Genomic DNA, 16,767 nt, shown 5'->3' with positions numbered 1-16,767 from the left:
GCGTAACACCACGGTCGCACAGGCGAAACAGCCTGAGCGCAAGCTGAGTGCACCCCGACGCCCACGGCGTCCCTTGCAGAGAGGTCTACACCGATGGATCAAGGAAATACCGCATTCATCCTCTTCGCGGCGGCGCTCGTGCTGCTGATGACACCTGGACTCGCCTTCTTCTACGGCGGCCTCGTGAAGGCGAAGAGCGTGATCAGCATGATGATGATGAGCTTCGGCGCGATCGGCCTGATCGGCGTGCTGTGGGTGCTCTACGGCTACTCGATCGCCTTCCCGGCGGCTGACGGCCTGAGCCCGCTCTTCGCGATCGACCCGTCCGCGATGGGGCTCTCCAGCCTCCTCGAGGTTCCGGAAGACGCCGCCTACCCGCCGCTCGCATTCGCCGCCTTCCAGGCGACCTTCGCGATCATCACCGTCGCCCTCGTGTCCGGCGCCATCGCCGACCGCGCGAAGTTCGGCTCGTGGATGATCTTCGCCGGGATCTGGGCGACCGTCGTCTACTTCCCCGTCGCCAGCTGGGTCTTCAACTTCGGCCTCGCCGACGACGGAAGCTTCGCCTACGGCGGCTGGATCACCTACGGCCTGCAGGAGACCTTCGGCGTCGGCGTCATCGACTTCGCCGGTGGCACCGCAGTGCACATCTGCGCCGGTGCGGCGGCCCTCGCTCTCGCCCTCGTCCTCGGGCGTCGCGTCGGCTTCGGCAAGGGAGCGCACGTCCCCCACAACCCGCCCTTCGTGCTCCTGGGCGCAGGCCTCCTCTGGTTCGGCTGGTTCGGCTTCAACGCCGGCTCCGAGCTCGCCGCCGACGGCGTCGCCGCCCTCGCCGTCGTCAACACCATCGCAGCCCCCGCCGCGGCGCTCCTCGCCTGGCTCGTCGTCGAGAAGATCCGCGACGGCAAGCCCACCTCGGTCGGTGCCGCATCCGGTGCCGTCGCAGGCCTCGTCGCCATCACCCCGGCATGCGCCTCGCTCGACCCGGTGTGGGCGATCCTCCTCGGCGCCATCGCCGGTGCGGTCTGCGCCATCGCGATCGACCTCAAGTTCAAGCTGGGCCTCGACGACTCGCTCGACGTCGTCGGCATCCACCTCGTCGGCGGCCTCATCGGAACCCTCTACCTGGGCTTCTTCGCCAACGGCACCGGCCTGTTCCTCGGTGGCGACGGCACGCAGCTCCTCGTGCAGGCCATCGCAGCCTTCGCGGTCATGGCCTACTCCTTCGTCGGAGCCCTCGTCATCGGATTCATCATCCACAAGACGATCGGCTTCCGCGTCAAGGACGAGGACGAGATCGCTGGCCTCGACACCGTCTCGCACGGTGAGGCCGGCTACGTGCTCGAGGATGCCCGCGTCTAGCATCCGCCCCGCACGACGAGCATCCGCTCACTGACCATGAAGGTGGCGGCACAGTCTGCAGACTGGCCGCCACCTTCTGGCCTCTCCCCCTGACAACGGGTTCCCAAGCACCTGAGCTTCGTAGATTGGATGCCGTTCGATGAAGATCGTCACGCCGCAGTCGCTGCCACGGGAACGGCTCGGCACCGACCTTCGCTCCGGAAGCGTGCACGAGATCTGGCGCGACCCAGACGACGAGGTCGACCCGCGGTGGAGCCTGTCCCTCGTCGACGTGAAGCGCAACGTGAAATCCCTGCACCGGCCAGAGGGAACCGTCGACCACTGGCTCGGCATCAGCGGCCCGCAGCTGCGGCTCGTGGACGGCACCCGGCAGGAGAAGGTGCGGGCCGACCACCAGATCGTCGTCGAGTCGACATCGCCACTCCTCCTCCTGCGCAGCTCAATCGGGCGCGCGAAGAGCACCAGGCTGCTGCGGGTGACCCGCAAGTCGGAGATGCAGCCCATCATCCTCGGCCGGGTCTTCGTGAGCGACCCCATCGAGTTCGACCCCGACGTTCGCGCCATCTACCTCATCAGCGGCCGCCTGAGCCTCGGCGGCACCGAGCTCGCCGAGGGCGAGGCCGCGATCTTCGACGAGACAGCCCCTCCGGTCATGCACTCAGACGGCGCGTTCGTCGCGACCATGGCGATCCCCCGCGCCGAAGCGGAGACCGGCTAGGGCAAACTCCATGACTTGTCAAGAGATTCAGCTCTAACTGCCAGGTTCAATAGCGTCGTCTGGCGCGCCAATGCTCATCGCATGCCGCGCCAGACACACTATGGGCACCTTCATCTATGACAACACGCCAGCCGAGTTCGACGACCGGGTACTCGCGCACATCGAGGCCGTCGTCGCCGCGAAGCTCAGACGAGGAGAACCCTTCCTCCTGACCTGGCGCAACGACGCCCTCACCGGCGGCGGCCGCGACACGGTGTGGATGAGCGCGAACGTCCCCGTCCTGTTCAACTACCGGGGCAAGCGTCCCAGCGACCTCGACCGGCGCGTCGTCGAGCGTCTCCTGCGCATGGCGAACAGCCCCGGCGGGGTCGTCGCGCCCAGCCCCGAGGAGCTGTAGGCGTCACTCCCCGTTCGGAGGCGTACCGCCGCCACCCGTTGCCCCACCCCCGCCCATGCCGGTGGACGCGGCCTGGGCGACGCTGTTCGCGTAGTCGTTGGTCGGGTCGCGGTAGATGGTGTGCACGTGGCCCCACCCGCTCGTCACGACGCCGCTCACGTCCGCGTCCGCCGAGCCCTGCTGGCTCGCGAATTCGACGTACGCCTTCGGCCCGGAGATCTGGAAGGAGATGCCGTCGCCCTGCGTCATGTCGTACACCGTCGCACCGGACCAGTTGATGTACGTGTCATCGAGGGTCGCCTCGATGTCCGCGAGCGCATCCGCCGTGGTCTCCTCGTCGGCGAGGCCGACCCAGTTCGCGATGACGTCGAGGAGCAGCTGCTTCTGCTCATCCGTCAGCTCAGAGCCCGCCAGCCCGGTGCCGGTCGGATAGTCGCAGGTCGAGCCCGGCGCGCACACCATGCTCGCGACCTCCTCGCCCTGGTACAGCGCGGCCTGCTGCTCGGCCGTCAGGCTGTCGTAGAACGCGAACGCGCTCTCGTAGATGGCGGAGAAGGGCTGCACCTCGGTGCCATTCTGATCGGTGTAGACCGCGGGCTGCACGCCGAGGTGCGTCGGAGCGAAGGTGATGGCATCCGCGGCACCGTCGAGGGTCGCGTTGATACCGAGGTGGTGCCCTCCGAACTGCACCTCCCACGCGCTCGAGTCCGAGGCGTCGCCGAAGAAGGCGATGTAGTACTGGCCGAGCGACTGCTCCGTGCTGCTGCTGTTGTCGAGGAGGTACTGGTCGCCGTTCATGATGCCCGTGACTGTCGCGTAGCTCTCACCGCTGAGGAGCGACTCGAGCACCTTGAGGGCCGCCGTCTGCTGCACTTCGGTGAGGTCTGTGAGGTTGAGGCCGGCACGCTCGACGAACGTGACGGGGAAGTTCGACCACGACGTCGACTTCGTCTCATCGTCGTAGGCGTACGTGAGCTGCTCGAGCTGCTCGGCCGAGAGGGTCGCCATGAACGCCTCGGCGGCTGCGGTCGTGTCGGCGATCGTCTTGGCGGTCGTTCCGGCAGTCGCGGAGCTCGCGGCGGTGGCGCTCTCCGCCGTCGAGCTCGTCGTCGAGCTCGTCGTCGAGGAAGCGGCTGTGGCCGCGGTGTCGATGGCGGCGCACCCCGACAGCGCCAGGCTGCCGGCGAGCAGCACCGAGGCGATCCAGGCAGTCCGCTTGCGGCCCGAGCCGTGCTTCGTGTTCGTGTTCGTGTCTGTGAGCCTCATGTTGTCCATGGCCTTCCCGTTGTCCATGGGCATGACGCTACGAACCGGCACTATCGCTTTCCTACGCGATTCCTATGAAGTTCCTACGATGCGTACAGCTCGGCGTACCCTGCGACCTCTCGCGCGTACTCGGCGGGGAGGTTGTAGGCGGAGATGGCGGCGTTCCACCCGTCGTCGGTCGTGAGCGCACCGCCCCGCTCGCACAGGTAGGCGGCGGCCGTCTGCACGGCGTCGTCGATGTGATGCGGGTCGGCAACCCCGTCGAAGTTCGCGTCCTGACCGTGCTTCGCCCACGTCTCCGGGATGAACTGCATGGGGCCGACCGCCCGATCCCAGTCCGTGTCATCGTCGAGGGCGCCGCCGTCGGTGTCAGGGATCGCGAGGAACCCCTCGCTGCCGTCCAACGGCACCCCGATGATGGGCGGCTCGACCTTGCCGGAGTCCAGCACCTGCGACCCGCCGTAGGTGCCGTGCTTGGACTCGACCGCGCCGATGCCGGCGAGCGTGTTCCAGCCGATGCCGCACTCCGGGCGCGTCTCCGAGACGCGGATCGCGGCCCCCGCGTACGCCGAGAGGGCGCGCACAGGGATGCCGGTCGCCTCGGACGTCGCCTGCACCCAGGCGGGCGAAGCGAGCTCCGCGACCGGCACATCCCAGATGCCGAACCCGGCCGACTCGGGCAGCTGCTGCGGCGGCGCCACCGGGTAGCCCTCAGCGGCAGGGTCGAGGTAGGGCTCGGTCTGCACCTGCGGCTCCTGCACCCCGCTGCCCACCTCGTCCTCGCCGTACGCGGGCGAGAAGAACGACCCGGCGCATCCCGTCAGCAACGAGGCCGACGCGACACCGGCGCCGAGGGTCGCGAGGAGACGGGTGCGAGCGGGGGAGCTTGCAGACGAGACGATGATGCGGGCCCTTCCTGGGTCGGCGGGTGGGTTCCGCGGGTGGGAACGCCTGAGTCCGAAGACCACAGCGTACGTGCGACACCAGACACTCCACTGCATGCGCGCCGAGGGCCGCCACGATCACGGTTCACGACTCCGGTCGACGGCGCAGTCATCAAACTTCGGTGACAAGGGGCCGTTCGCGTCCGTTGAGCGTCCGTCAGGCGCGAGCTGTCACCGAAGTTTGCTGCGCAGCCTGGCTCGGTTGAGCGCGGCCCAGGTCAGAGCGTCGGAGGCCCCGCTGGCTCGACGGATTCCTCTTTTTTCTTGTCTGGCACGAGCTTCAGCCCGATGACGGCGAGGATGATGCCGGAGATGAAGACGGCCTTCCACGGGGAGAACGCTTCGTCACCCGTCGCCATCGCGTAGATGACGGTGAGGGCCGCCCCGATGCCGACCCAGACGGCGTAGGCGGTGCCGATCGGGATGCGCGCCGCCGCCCAGCCGAGCCCGAGCATGCTGAGCACGACCCCGACGAAGAAGACGATCGTGGGGATGGGCTGCGTGAATCCCTCCGACTGGCCGAGGGCTGTGGCCCAGACGGCCTCGAGGATGCCGCTGACGACGAGCGCGATCCAAGCCATGGTCAGCTCACCACCTTGAGGCCGATGACCGAGCCGACGAGCAGCACAAGCAGCAGGACCCGTGCGACGGAGACCCGCTCCTGCTTGGTGAACATCGCCCAGACGACGGTGAGCGTCGCCCCGATGCCGACCCAGACGGCGTACGCGGTGCCGGTCGGCAGCTGCGTCATCGCCCACGCGAGGCCGGCCATGCTGATGGTGAGCGACACCAGGAACACGACGACGGGGACGGGCTTCTTGAAGCCCTTCGAGGCGGATAGGGCTGAGGCCCAGACCGCCTCCAGCATCCCAGACAGAATCAACACGAACCAAGCCACGACGGCTCCTTCTGAGTCAGTCTTGTCGTGGTGCGGGTACTGCTCCCTCGTCCGCAAGCCCGATTCCGGGGCTTCGAGGTCCTACGGTAGCAACAGGCCCACCCATTGGCCAGGCCGGAGTCGCGTGCACTGCGGATGCACAGGGCGGCGGATGCTCTGGCGGCGGCTGCACGCCCGGCGCGGTTGCATACGGTGGCGCACCTGACAAGGGCGAGGACTGCCCGGCGGATGCGGGCAACAATCGGGGCATGTCCCCCACACCTTCCCCGTCGTCGACCCCGGCCCTCAAACGCGACGTCACTGGGCTCCTCCTGTTCGTGTTCATCCTCGGCGACGTGCTCGGGGCTGGCATCTACGCTCTCGTCGGCACCATCTCCGGCGAAGTGGGCGGCGTCACCTGGCTGCCCCTGCTGGTCGCGCTCGGCATGGCGCTGCTGACGGCCGCGTCCTACGCCGAGCTCGTCACGAAGTACCCCAAGGCAGGCGGTTCGGCGGTGTTCGCGCAGCGCGCGTACCGTTCCGAGTTCGTGTCGTTCATGGTGGGATTCTGCATGCTCGCGGCGGGGGTCGTCAGCGCGGCGAGCCTCGCTCTCGCGTTCAGCGGCGACTACCTCGCCACGTTCATCGACCTGCCGCCGGTCGTCGGCGCATCCCTGCTGCTCGTGCTCATCGCGCTCGTCAACCTGCGCGGCATCAAGGAGTCCCTCCGCTCGAACATCGTCATGACCTGCATCGAGCTGACGGGCCTCGTCCTCGTGGTTGTGCTCGTCGGGGTGCTCGTCGGCAACGGCGGCGGCGACATCAGCCGGGCAGTGTCGTTCGGCGACGACATCAACCCGTTCCCCGCCGTGCTCGGCGCGGCCCTCCTCGCCTACTACTCCTACGTCGGCTTCGAGACTTCCGCGAACCTCATCGAGGAGGTGCGTGAGCCCTCAAAGGTCTACCCGAAGGCGCTGTTCTTCTCGCTCCTCACGGCCGGCGTCATGTACATGCTCGTGGGAACCGCCGCCTCGATCGCCGTCCCCTCCGACGAGCTCGCCGAGTCCACCGGTCCGCTGCTCAACGTCATCGAGGCGACCGGCGCGCCAGTGCCGGCCTGGCTGTTCAGCGCGATCGCCCTCATCGCGGTCGCCAACGGCGCCCTGCTCACCATGATCATGGCGAGCCGCCTCACCTACGGCATGGCGGAACAGGGCCTCCTCCCTCGAGCCCTCGGACGTGTCCTCCCCGGACGCCGGACCCCGTGGGTCGCGATCATCGCCACGACGGTGTTCGCGATCGTCCTCACCGCGACGGGCGGCATCGCCGTGCTCGCGGAGACCGTCGTGATCCTGCTGCTCATCGTGTTCCTCAGCACGAACCTCGCCGTGCTCGTGCTGCGCCGAGACAAGGTCGAGCACGCCCACTTCAAAGCCTGGACCGTGCTGCCCGTGCTCGCGATCGTCTCCTGCATCGTGCTCCTCACCCAGCAGAGCGGCGAGGTGTGGCTGCGCGGCGGCATCATCGTCGCCGTCGGCGTCGCCACGTACTTCGTGCTGCGCGTCACCCGCCGCTCGAAGTCCTAGCGCGAGGTGACGCCCGCAGAATAGGCGGTTTCGCGCGTTCTACACCTTCAGCCCCGGTTCGCGGTACCCCTCTTGAAAACACAGTCGCGGTTGATGGTCTCTCGATACCGGCGCATCCGCGTCGAACCGGAACGATGACGAGGAGACTCCCCCCATGTACTTCCACGCACAGACCTGGATCAACGACATCGCCGACGGGGAGCCAGACCCCGCAGCCGCGAACGCCCTGCAGGAGGGGCTCGGCGGGCAGTTCGGTGAGATGCGCACCATGATGCAGTACCTCTTCCAGGCGATGAACTTCCGCGGCCCGACGGCGAAGCCGTACCGCGACCTCATCCAGGGCATCGGCACCGAGGAGATCAGCCACGTCGAGCTGATCGGCACGACCATCTCGCGGCTCCTCGACGGGTCACCCGAGTACACGGGCAAGCTCACCGACCCGCTCGACAAGCCGGGTGCCGGCGGCGCGACGCCCTTGAAGATCGCCCTCGACACGAGCAACATCCACCACTACCTGGTCGGCGCGCAGGGCGCTCTGCCCGTGGATGCGGCGGGCAACCCGTGGAGCGGCAGCTACGTCTACAACTCCGGCAACCTGCCCCTCGACCTGCTCTACAACCTCATGCTCGAGTCGACGGGGCGCCTCCAGAAGTGCCGCATCTACGAGATGACCGACAACCCGACGGCGCGCGGAACGATCGCCTACCTCATCGTGCGCGACCAGGCACACGAGAACGCGTACGCGAAAGCCCTCGAGACGCTCGGCGTGAACTGGAAGTCGCTGCTGCCCATCCCGAAGACGAACGCCGAGTCGTTCCCCGAGGTGAAGGAGCTCCTCGACCTGGGCCTACAGAGCAAGCAGTACTCGTTCGACCTCGACGGCAAGTCGGAAGCTGGGAAGATCTTCCAGGGCGACTCACCCTCGAAGGACGGCACGACGCTGGACGCTTCAGAGCAGGCCCCCGCCGGAGCTCCGTCGTTCATCGCCCACGAACGCCTGGAGGAGTTCGCGCCCGGCCTCGACACCGACCTGCTCGCCCTCATCCAGGCGACCGCCGAGCTCGAGCTCTCCGAGATCAACGGGTTCTACGGGCCGACGACGACGTAAGTCCAGGGCAGAGGCCGGGCAGGGCAGAGGCCGGGCAAAGCAGACCAGCTGCAGAAGCTGGGGCAGACCAGCCCCCTCCTCAGCCCGGACAGGGGCTGGGGCTGACCAGCCCACTCCTCAGCGCAGCCCCTCCACTGCAGCTCCGCAGCTCTGTGGCTTCTCCGCTCTGCAGCTCCTCGGCCCTGCAGCTTCTCCGCTCCGCAGCTCCTTGTCGCCGCACCGCGCGGCGGCGACAAGGAACGGCGGCGGGGAGCTGCGGGCGTTCACGGGAGTCGGGGAACGAATCGGAGCCGATCAGAAGGGCGGAGGGTCGAGGCCCGGCATGTCTCCCGGCTCGTCGCCGGCCCCCGATCCAAGCCCTGGCCCCGGCGGCTGCACCCGGTAGGCAGCTCCTCCGATCTCGAGGCCCGGTTCGCCGGGCGGGGAGGGCCCGAAGGTGACACCCCTCGGCTCGGGAACATCCTTCAGCAGGATGCCAGTGGGCGACATCCATTCCATGACCCCGCCGGGCAGCTGGCAGACCTCCCAACCGGTGTTGCCTTTGACCGTGTGGTTCCAGCGACAGAGATCAGCGAGGTTCACGAGGCTCGTCGGCCCGCCCTCAGACGCCGGGATCGTGTGGTCGAGGTCGCAGCGCTCTGCAGGGAGCCGGCATCCCGGGAACCTGCAGTGCACATCCCGCGCCCGCAGCCACGCGCGCATCGCCTCCGTCGGCCGGTAGCGGTCGACCTCGACGACCGTTCCAGTGATCGGGTGGGTCAGGATGCGCTCGAAGGCCGGCGCGTTGGCGGCGAGCGCCTTCGCGACGCTCATCGGGATGGGCGTGACGCCGTCGAGGAGCGCGGGCGACGTATCGAGCGCGCGGCCGTCGCTGGCGCCGTCGCCATCGCCGTCGCCGTGCTGAGCGTGGAGCATCGCGAGCACCGGCATGGTGATGGACACCTTCGCGCTGATGCCCGCCGCTTCCGGACAGGTCGTCAGCCTGCCCGTGAGCAGCAGCTCGGCGAACACGTCAGCCCGCACCTGATGGAAGGTGCGCGGGTCGTCGGAATCAGAGCCCCGCGCCGCGATGATGGCCTTCGCGATCTCGGACAACCGCCCGTCGATCGCCGTGAGCACCGGCAGGGAATGCCGCGCACCGAGTGCGCCCATGCCATCCGCCTCACTCGAGACGAGCACGGCCCGGGACTGCATCGACTGCTCGTAGCGTTCCTCGAGCGACGACGCCGTCAGCCGTTCCGCCTGCTTGATCGCGAAGTCCCTCAACCTGCCCGGTGACGTCGAACGCGCCTTCTCGAGCGCAAGCTGCACGAACAGTTCGCGACGCGCGGCCTGTTCCGCGGGGTCCTCGTGCACGACGATCGTTCCCGCCTCGCACACGATGCGGGCATGCGCCATCGACACCTCCCCCGCCGCGAGCGCGGCATGAACGAGCGGGAAGTCCTCAGTGAGGACCGCCGAGCGGCCCATGATGCCAGACACCGCCTGCCTCGAAGTCCTCGTGACCGCGGCGATCTCTGCCTTCCACGAGCGAAGCGCCCACTCCTGCTCGAGTGTGCCCTCGCGTTCGTCCTCTGCGAGGGCCGTCCGAGCCGCGAGTGCGTAGACGCGCGCCTGCTCAGCCTGAGCACGGGCGAGATCAGCGTCGGCATCGGCGATCGACCGGACCACCAGGAAGCGCTCGAGCATTCGCACGCGCTCCACCAGCGAATCGGGTGGCCTCCACCCCGCCGGGATTCTCGTCGCGAGCGCTTCATCGATCATGCGGTCAGCTTCCACCCGACCACCGACATTCTTGGTCCGGTCCGAGAGACCCCCGAGGAATCCATGCGAACAAGCGCGCGGGAACTTCGCACGGACCTGCCACCCAGCTCCCCGCATCCGCTGATGCTCGCGCGATACAACAGGTCGATGCAGACGTTCCTCCCCTACGCAGACTTCGGCGAGTCCGCGCGGGTGCTCGACCGGCAGCGCCTCGGCAAGCAGCGCGTCGAGACCCTGCAGGTCATGAAGGCGCTGACCGTGCCCGGCTACGGGTGGCAGCAGCATCCCGTCGTGAAGATGTGGATCGGCTACGAACGAGCCCTCCTCGACTACCAGGGCGCGTTCTGCGCGGAATGGGTGGGACGCGGCTACGCCGACACCTGCGCCGAGAAGACGCTTGCCGTCTTCGAGGAGGCGGCGGCCAGCAGAGGGCCGGACTTCAGGGTGTCCGACCCTCCACCTTGGCTGGGTGACGAGGCACTCCACGAGTCGCACCGCTCGAAGCTCATCGCCAAGGACGAGGAGTTCTACGGCGCCGTGTTCCCCGACGCGGAACGCGGCCTCGACTACGTGTGGCCCGGCGTCACCTCGAGCCCGAGCTCGAACCCACGCTCCGACCCGCAGTCGAGCCATCGCTCGCAGGACTGACCCCGACGGCCCGCTGACCGCGCGGCAGGTCGGACGGCCGCGCCCCGGAACGCGATCGCCGACGAGCGAGCAGCCCGACCGTGACGTCGACGGCCAGGAAGACGATCAGGCTCACCCCCATCAGCGGCAGGAACATGCCGAGCGCCACGGCCGCGGCGAGCGCGATCAGCACACCCCACCACGGGGCGCGCCGGAGCGCTCCGCGAGGAGGAGCGGCGCCGACGAGCCGCGACGGGTCGCGCCTCGGCCGACGCTGCCACCACATCGCGTAGCCCCACACGACCATCGCCGCGATACCCACCGCCACCGCGAAGAGCGCCAGCTGGTTGACGAGGCCGAATAGCGAGCCCATGTGCAGGTCGATGCCCCAGCGGCTGAGCTTCGCGACCAGCCCGAACTCGGCGAAGTCGACCCGGTCGACCACCTGCATCGTCCTGCCGTCGACCGCGACCGCATCCACCTCCGTCGGGAAGCTGCGCTGTATCTCCTGCACGACCCAGGCCGCACCGGGCTGCGCCGGGGGCCGGATCTCGACGAGCCCGGTGTCGACGTTCACCTCGCGGGCGACAGACAGCACCGAATCGTAGGCGCCCGGGCTCAGCTCGCCGACTCTGGCGCTCGGCGCCCCACTCCCGTGGCCGTGGCCAGCGTGCTCTGCGTGCTCATCTGCGGCCGCCTCGCTCGCTCCGTCGAGGCTCGTGCTCAGCGAGGGCGTCGACCATCCCACGGCCGCGCGCAGCTCAGTGAAGTTCGCGCCCCCGTATTGAGACCAGGTGATGCCCGTCGCGGAGAGGAAGAGCGCCCCGGCCAGCACCCAGACGCCGGTGGATGCGTGCAGGCTTCGGGTGCGTGCCAACCCCGCTGCTTTGAGGTCGGGTCGCAGCAGGTCGCGTCGCTGCGAGGCGCGTCTCGCCCGACGCGCGCGCCGATACCTGGTCGCCCAGAGTCCGGCCCCGGCGAGCGCGACGACCCAAAGCCAGGACGCCGCGAGCTCACCGTAGAGACGGCCCGCGTCGCCGAGGTGAAGGCTGCGGTGCAGGTCCGAGATCCAGGTTCGCAGCGGCAGCGAACCCGAGGTGCCGTACACGGGCAGGTCCCCGCGGATCTCCGCCGTCGCGGGATCGACGAAGACCGCCCGCGTCGTGCTCTCCCCGAGCGATGCATCCGCATACATGACCCGCGTCGTGTCACCCGGATTCGGGGCCGGACGGACGGCGACGATCGTCTCGCCCTGCCCGACGTGGGCATCGGCCGCCTCGATCTGCCCCGCCAGCGGCAGAGAGCTCGCGGCTACGGGCGCATGCAGCTCGTGGTCGTAGACGAGCTGCTCGAGTTGCGGGGTCAGCGCGTAGAGCGCGCCGCTCAGCGCCGCCACGAGGATGAACGGGCCGACGAAGACGCCCGCGAGGAAGTGGAGGCGCATCAGCAGCTGCCCGAGCCACCCCGTGCTCGAGACGCGGCGGGCGCGCGGTCGTGGTCCGCTCATCCGAGGATCCCCTCGCCGACGTAACCGCCTTCCGCGCATCCGGGCGGCACGACGAACACCGCGGACCCGATCGGGGTCGTCCACTCGTTGAGCAGGTCGAGCTCGTCGAGGCGCTGCTGGATGGGCACGAACTGCGCGTCCACGTCCGCCTGGAAGGCGATGAAGAGCAGCCCCGAGTTCGAGATCTGTTCCCCGCTCGGCGCGTCATCGTAGTTGTAGGCGCGGCGGAAGAACCGCTCCGACGTGTTCTCCGAGCGTGCCCGCCGCAGGTGCGAGAACTCCGCGATGACGGGAAACCCGGCCGCGTTCTTCGCCGCGAAGTCGGGCTCGTCGCGCTCCTCGGCGCCCGTCAGCGGGGCACCGTTCGCGAGGGTGCGGCCAACCGACTGCTCGCGTCCGCTGCGGTCGAGCCTGTCCCACTTGTCGAGGTCCATGCGGATGCGCCGCACGACCATGCCCGTCCCGCCCGCGAACGCGCCCTCGCGAATCCACACGAGCTGCTCGAAGTCGAGCGTCGGAGGCGCCGGGTTGACGGTGCCATCGACCTGCCCGAACAGGTTCCGCATCGTGGTGCCCGGGGCCTCCGATCCGCGCGCACGCCGGAACCCGGGCTGCGTCCACCGCACCGTCGCGAAGCTGCGCGTGTCCTTCAGCAGCATCCGCAACGCGTGGGCGACCGTGAACGGGTCGTCGGCCGCGACCTGGAGCAGCAGGTCGCCGTCGCTCCACGCCGCCTCCAGCCGGTCGATGCCGAACGCCGGCAATGGGCGCAGCCACGTGGGCGCCTGCGCTGCAGCGGTGGATGCGCGCCGCACGAACTCGGGACCGAACGCGAACGTCACCGTCAGGTTGGCCGGAACGTGCGCGAGTTCGGGTTCGGAGTCGGCCAGCGCCGGCTCACCACGGGTGAGGCGCGCCGCATCGTCGGTCAGGAGCTGCATGAGTCGCCGCAGTCCGTCACGGTCGATGCCGTCGCGCAGATCGAGGGCGACGAGCGTCGCGTGCGCCTGCGGCAGCGTCGCGATGCCCGCCTGGTGCGGCCCGTAGAACGGGACGACGCCTGAACCGGTCAGCTCACCGTCACCGGCCGGGCTCGCGTCGGCAGCCGCATCCACCGCTCCCGCTGGCCCCGGGCGTCCCGCGAGGCGGATCGCCTGGTCGGCGCCGACGGCCGCAGCCGCGCCGAACCCGGCGACAGCACCCCCGAAGAGGAGCTGTCGCCGAGTCGGACGGGGGCGACCAGGGCTCTGGTCGGCGGGCACTAGCTGTTGTCCGCATCGTCACCGTGCTCGGCGTGGTCCATCTCGGAGTGGTCCATCTCCATGTCGCCGTCTTCGTAGTTCTCGTTGGCGCCGGCGTAGTCCTTCACCGGAGCCGTGAAGTCGAGCGTCGACTCGTCCGAGAACATGAGCGTGAAGCTCAGCTCGTCCCCCGCGACAACGGGCTCGCGCAGGTCCATGAGCATGATGTGGTTGCCCCCTGGTTCGAGCGTCAGCGTCTCACCGGGGGCGATCGTGAACCCGCCGCCCTTCTCACGCATCGTCATCTCGCCCGTCTCGTTCTCGACGGTCTCGTGCAATTCCAGGGCAGTGGATGCTGGACTCGCGACCGACACGATCGTCACGTCCCCCGCGCCCGTGTTCTCGATCTCGCCGAACGCCGCGGACATGCCGGAGTCGGCGGCCTTGACCCAGGCGTTCTCGACGGTGACGGAGTCGGCGGCGAGCCCCGCCGAGGCGGCGTCGGGGGTGGCCGTCGAGCCCGCGGCCGCGCATCCGGTGAGGGCGAGCGCCGCAGCAGCGAGGAAGGCTGCAGCCGCGAGGGGCCGATGGAGGTTCGTGGTGGTGCGGGTCATGAGCGTGGTTCCTTTGCGGAGAGAGAAGAGAGGAGGAGTGGCGGCGGTGTCAGCGCGCATCGGTATCGGCCTCAGCCGATTCGGGCTGCGGCTGACCGCCCTTGCGTGCCAGGACGATCAGCCAGGCGACGCCGAGCGCGACGATCGCGCCGAGCCCGCCGATGAGCAGCATCCGCGGCACGTCGAACGCGTCTTGGGAGGTGACCTCGGCCGTCGGCTGGGTCGTCGCCCCCGAGGGCGACCCGGACGCGGAGGGTGCCTCCACGGTGGCGGCCGGGTCCGAGGGTGCCGGCGCCGCGGACGCATCCGCTTCCGTTGGGTCGCCGACCGTGAACTGGATCGTGCCCGTGATCGGGTGCCCATCCGAGGAGACGACCCGCCAGTTGACGGTGTACGCGCCGTCGGGCAGGGCATCGTCGATGGTGCTCGTGACCGTCGTCCCGTCGATGACGGGCTCGCCGGTCGCCCAGTCGCGGCCCGCGGCGTCCTGGAGCACGATCATCGGGCCGATCTCCATGATGTTCGCGGAGTAGCTGAGCGTGATGTCAGGCGGTGACGTGCCGAGCGACGCGTCCGGCGATGGCGAGCTCGCGATGAGCTGGTCGTGGGCCTGCGCGGGCGCGGCGCCCGCGCAGCCCAGGAAGCAGGCCATCAGCAGAACGATCACCGCTGAGGCTGCGGCCCCGGGACCGCGCCACGGGGCCGTGGTGCGGTGCAGCCGGATGGGCGACGTTGTAGTGGGTGGCGTGGGGTGTGCTGTCGTGAGAGGTGAGGTTGTAGATGTTGGTGCTGAGTCGAAAGACATCTCGAGTGTTCCTCGGGTCTGTCCGCCCGCGAACGAAGACGGCGCGCGGAAGGCGCGCGAGCGTCGCGGACGAAGAATGATCGACGCCGACCGGCACCAGACAGCGGCTCAGCAGGGAAGCTGAGCAGAGAGCTGCGGCGCTAGTTCGAGGTCGCGAATGCTGGGAGCATCGCGACCGCGGGCGGGCCTCGGCGCCGCATGATGCGCTCAGCGCGCACTGGCAGCGCGGGCACCCAGGGCAAGTCGAGCGGCGCCGAATCGATCACCGCGGCGGGGCGCACGGCGCGAACGAGGAACAGGGAGATGCTGCGAACGAGCGGCCGCAGCAGCTCGACGGCGGCGCGGCTCACGCTCGCGAGGCTCGCGAGGAGGGCCTCCCCGAAGTACAGGGCAAGCGCCGTGAGCACCGCGGCGAACGCGTGCATCGCCCACATGAGCGGGCCGTCGTGTCCCAGGTGCAGCGCGGAGGTCGAGGAGCCGACGCCAGCGCCCGCCGCGAAGTCCGCCATCGCCGAGGAGGCGGCGAGCTGGCCGTGACCGGCGTGCCCGACGTGCGCATCCGCAGCGCTGGCCGAACCGCCGGCAGCTGGCGGCGTGCCGAGCACGAACAGCGTGTGGAAGAGGAACTGGCTCGCGCCGACTGACAGCGCGAGGCGGAGCGAGTCGGTGCGGATGCGCGCCAGCAGCAGGCAGGCGAGCACGGCCAGCGCAAACGGCAGAGCCACACCGAGCGGGCCAGGCATGCCGCCGCCGGCGAAGACGTGCGACGCCAACGCGATGAAGGTGGAGACCGAAGCCGCGACGAATGCGAGCCGAACGCGGCGCACCCGCGCGGCGTCTCGAGGCCGCGCATCGACCGGCGCCGCGAGGCCGGGGTCCCTGTCGAGGTCGAGGTCGAGGTCGAGCGGGTCCACTTCCCCCACGGCGGGGGTCAGCAGGCCGGCGGAGGTCACCCCAGAAGTCTACGCACGTCTTCTACTGCTCGTAGACGCGGCAGATGGGTCACGCCTCGTAGGCGCGGCCCTTCCACGCGACGCGGCGGCGCCCCGCCAACGCGTACACGGGCAGCACCAGCAGCGGGCTGAGCGGGCCGAGCAGCCCCTCGGCCAGGTCCAGAGGGCGTCGCCGTCCCACGATGAGGTTCGAAACCGTGCGATCGAGCAGGCCCACGATGCGCACGAGCCGCAGGATGCGCCCGGTCGTGCTGGACTCCCCCGCGCCGGGCCAGACCCGCAGCAGCCACGGCAGCGTGTAGACGCAGACCGTCAGGAGGCTTGTCGCCAACATCAGGGCCCGCGACCCGTGATGGAGGCCGAGGAGCGACTTCGCGAAGCCACGCACCGAGCTCCGGTACCCGTCGTACATGCGCACCCCGATCGCGTTCCCACCCCGGGCCGCCACAACTCGGCCGCCAGCGGCGCGCATCCGTTCGGCGAGGCGCATGTCCTCGACGAGCTCACCGCTCACCGCCGCGTGCCCACCGATGCGGGCGTAGGCGGCGCGAGTGAACGCCATGACCTGGCCGTTCGCGACGACCGGTGCACGGCGCCCGTGTAGGGCCATCGGCACCGAGCCGAGCACGACCGCGTCATTCAAGGGCGTGATGAGTCGCTCGCCGAGGGTCCGCGTCTCCTGGCGTGGGAAGACCGTGAGGAGGTCAGCCCGGGATGCACGCATGGTCGCCAGCAGCGCATCCAACGCACCGGGGTTCCAGCGAACGTCTGCGTCCGTGAAGACGAGCACATCGTCGGGGCGCGGCTGCTCGGGCGGTTCGGCGATCCCGGACGGCTCTGCGAGCGCGGGCGTCTCTAGCGTCTCTGGCGTCTCGGACACTCCTGGCGTCTCGGACACTCCTGGCGTCTCTGACACTCCTGGCCTCGGGTGGGCCCCGGGCGACCCTGACCAACTTGAGTGCAATTCTGCCCGTTTCTGGGCCCAAAGCCTCGGTAAG

17 protein-coding genes and 1 riboswitch are annotated in these 16,767 nt (G+C 69.4%); of the genes, 6 read left to right on the top strand and 11 right to left on the bottom strand.

Annotated features, from left to right (window positions below; translation table 11 throughout):
* Positions 1–93 precede the first annotated feature (93 nt).
* The 3 genes from C5C17_RS00700 to C5C17_RS00690 all read left to right on the top strand — a co-directional run bounded on the left by C5C17_RS00700 (position 94) and on the right by C5C17_RS00690 (position 2,477).
* Positions 94–1,362 carry an ammonium transporter gene (locus C5C17_RS00700; RefSeq protein ID WP_104251460.1) on the top strand — a complete coding sequence of 423 codons (1,269 nt, stop codon included), beginning with the start codon at positions 94–96 and terminating at the stop codon, positions 1,360–1,362.
* Positions 1,363–1,501: 139 nt separating this feature from the next.
* Entirely contained in the window at positions 1,502–2,080 is a 579-nt protein-coding gene (locus C5C17_RS00695) for a hypothetical protein (RefSeq protein WP_104251459.1), read from the top strand.
* 100 nt (positions 2,081–2,180) lie between these two features.
* Positions 2,181–2,477 (top strand): ATP-dependent DNA ligase, encoded by a 297-nt coding sequence (locus tag C5C17_RS00690; protein WP_104251458.1) that lies wholly within the window; start codon positions 2,181–2,183, stop codon positions 2,475–2,477.
* A 3-nt stretch (positions 2,478–2,480) separates the two neighbouring features.
* On the opposite strand, the gene C5C17_RS00685 is transcribed toward C5C17_RS00690, so the two are convergent.
* The 4 genes from C5C17_RS00685 to C5C17_RS00670 form a co-directional block, all read right to left on the bottom strand.
* Positions 2,481–3,770 carry a DUF3500 domain-containing protein gene (locus C5C17_RS00685; protein WP_258065765.1) on the bottom strand — a complete coding sequence of 430 codons (1,290 nt, stop codon included), beginning with the start codon at positions 3,768–3,770 and terminating at the stop codon, positions 2,481–2,483.
* 56 nt (positions 3,771–3,826) lie between these two features.
* The gene (locus C5C17_RS00680) at positions 3,827–4,711 is read right to left on the bottom strand and encodes a lytic murein transglycosylase (protein ID WP_308471299.1); all 885 of its coding nucleotides are present in this window, start codon (positions 4,709–4,711) and stop codon (positions 3,827–3,829) included.
* A 194-nt stretch (positions 4,712–4,905) separates the two neighbouring features.
* Entirely contained in the window at positions 4,906–5,268 is a 363-nt protein-coding gene (locus C5C17_RS00675) for a multidrug efflux SMR transporter (RefSeq protein ID WP_104251457.1), read from the bottom strand.
* 2 nt (positions 5,269–5,270) lie between these two features.
* Positions 5,271–5,585, bottom strand: a complete 315-nt coding sequence (locus C5C17_RS00670; RefSeq protein ID WP_104251750.1) for a multidrug efflux SMR transporter — start codon at positions 5,583–5,585, stop codon at positions 5,271–5,273.
* A 10-nt stretch (positions 5,586–5,595) separates the two neighbouring features.
* Positions 5,596–5,662, bottom strand: a riboswitch (guanidine-III (ykkC-III) riboswitch).
* Positions 5,663–5,833: 171 nt separating this feature from the next.
* Between C5C17_RS00670 and C5C17_RS00665 the strand changes: the two genes are divergently transcribed.
* Positions 5,834–7,150 (top strand): APC family permease, encoded by a 1,317-nt coding sequence (locus tag C5C17_RS00665; protein ID WP_104251456.1) that lies wholly within the window; start codon positions 5,834–5,836, stop codon positions 7,148–7,150.
* Between the two features lie 154 nt (positions 7,151–7,304).
* The gene (locus C5C17_RS00660) at positions 7,305–8,258 is read left to right on the top strand and encodes a manganese catalase family protein (protein ID WP_104251455.1); all 954 of its coding nucleotides are present in this window, start codon (positions 7,305–7,307) and stop codon (positions 8,256–8,258) included.
* A gap of 294 nt (positions 8,259–8,552) precedes the next feature.
* On the opposite strand, the gene C5C17_RS00655 is transcribed toward C5C17_RS00660, so the two are convergent.
* A complete protein-coding gene (locus C5C17_RS00655) occupies positions 8,553–10,022 on the bottom strand; it encodes an HNH endonuclease signature motif containing protein (RefSeq protein WP_181028418.1) in 1,470 nt (489 codons plus the stop codon).
* Between the two features lie 147 nt (positions 10,023–10,169).
* Between C5C17_RS00655 and C5C17_RS00650 the strand changes: the two genes are divergently transcribed.
* Entirely contained in the window at positions 10,170–10,670 is a 501-nt protein-coding gene (locus C5C17_RS00650) for an MSMEG_6728 family protein (protein WP_104251749.1), read from the top strand.
* On the opposite strand, the gene C5C17_RS00645 is transcribed toward C5C17_RS00650, so the two are convergent.
* From C5C17_RS00645 to C5C17_RS18815, 6 genes are all read right to left on the bottom strand, one after another.
* Positions 10,606–12,156 (bottom strand): PepSY domain-containing protein, encoded by a 1,551-nt coding sequence (locus tag C5C17_RS00645; RefSeq protein WP_104251453.1) that lies wholly within the window; start codon positions 12,154–12,156, stop codon positions 10,606–10,608. The genes C5C17_RS00650 and C5C17_RS00645 overlap by 65 nt on opposite strands.
* Positions 12,153–13,418 carry a Dyp-type peroxidase gene (locus C5C17_RS00640; protein ID WP_104251452.1) on the bottom strand — a complete coding sequence of 422 codons (1,266 nt, stop codon included), beginning with the start codon at positions 13,416–13,418 and terminating at the stop codon, positions 12,153–12,155. Before C5C17_RS00640 ends, C5C17_RS00645 begins: the two co-directional genes overlap by 4 nt.
* A complete protein-coding gene (locus tag C5C17_RS00635) occupies positions 13,418–14,011 on the bottom strand; it encodes a copper chaperone PCu(A)C (protein WP_104251451.1) in 594 nt (197 codons plus the stop codon). The genes C5C17_RS00640 and C5C17_RS00635 overlap by 1 nt, the downstream gene beginning before the upstream one ends.
* Before the next feature lie 49 nt (positions 14,012–14,060).
* Positions 14,061–14,678: a copper resistance CopC family protein gene (locus C5C17_RS00630; protein ID WP_181028417.1), complete on the bottom strand. Its 618-nt coding sequence runs from the start codon at positions 14,676–14,678 to the stop codon at positions 14,061–14,063.
* 278 nt (positions 14,679–14,956) lie between these two features.
* Positions 14,957–15,769 carry a hypothetical protein gene (locus C5C17_RS00625; protein ID WP_104251449.1) on the bottom strand — a complete coding sequence of 271 codons (813 nt, stop codon included), beginning with the start codon at positions 15,767–15,769 and terminating at the stop codon, positions 14,957–14,959.
* A gap of 49 nt (positions 15,770–15,818) precedes the next feature.
* A complete protein-coding gene (locus C5C17_RS18815) occupies positions 15,819–16,685 on the bottom strand; it encodes a glycosyltransferase (RefSeq protein WP_104251748.1) in 867 nt (288 codons plus the stop codon).
* Positions 16,686–16,767: the final 82 nt, after the last annotated feature.

It is taken from the genome of Pseudoclavibacter sp. RFBA6 (assembly GCF_002931575.1).
In the GTDB taxonomy this organism is placed as follows: Bacteria; Actinomycetota; Actinomycetes; order Actinomycetales; family Microbacteriaceae; genus Pseudoclavibacter; species Pseudoclavibacter terrae.
Note: the sequence above shows the minus strand (reverse complement) of the source record. Positions and strands in the feature narration are given on the sequence as shown.

Excerpts from the sequence above, each read along its gene's own strand:
- C5C17_RS00675 (WP_104251457.1), bottom strand. The coding sequence starts at position 5,268 with ATGGCTTGGATCGCGCTCGTCGTCAGCGGCATCCTCGAGGCCGTCTGG.
- C5C17_RS00665 (WP_104251456.1), top strand. The coding sequence starts at position 5,834 with ATGTCCCCCACACCTTCCCCGTCGTCGACCCCGGCCCTCAAACGCGAC.
- C5C17_RS00635 (WP_104251451.1), bottom strand. The coding sequence starts at position 14,011 with ATGACCCGCACCACCACGAACCTCCATCGGCCCCTCGCGGCTGCAGCC.
- C5C17_RS00660 (WP_104251455.1), top strand. The coding sequence starts at position 7,305 with ATGTACTTCCACGCACAGACCTGGATCAACGACATCGCCGACGGGGAG.
- C5C17_RS00690 (WP_104251458.1), top strand. The coding sequence starts at position 2,181 with ATGGGCACCTTCATCTATGACAACACGCCAGCCGAGTTCGACGACCGG.
- C5C17_RS00700 (WP_104251460.1), top strand. The coding sequence starts at position 94 with ATGGATCAAGGAAATACCGCATTCATCCTCTTCGCGGCGGCGCTCGTG.
- C5C17_RS00650 (WP_104251749.1), top strand. The coding sequence starts at position 10,170 with ATGCAGACGTTCCTCCCCTACGCAGACTTCGGCGAGTCCGCGCGGGTG.
- C5C17_RS00655 (WP_181028418.1), bottom strand. The coding sequence starts at position 10,022 with ATGATCGATGAAGCGCTCGCGACGAGAATCCCGGCGGGGTGGAGGCCA.
- C5C17_RS00695 (WP_104251459.1), top strand. The coding sequence starts at position 1,502 with ATGAAGATCGTCACGCCGCAGTCGCTGCCACGGGAACGGCTCGGCACC.
- C5C17_RS00645 (WP_104251453.1), bottom strand. The coding sequence starts at position 12,156 with ATGAGCGGACCACGACCGCGCGCCCGCCGCGTCTCGAGCACGGGGTGG.
- C5C17_RS00685 (WP_258065765.1), bottom strand. The coding sequence starts at position 3,770 with ATGGACAACGGGAAGGCCATGGACAACATGAGGCTCACAGACACGAAC.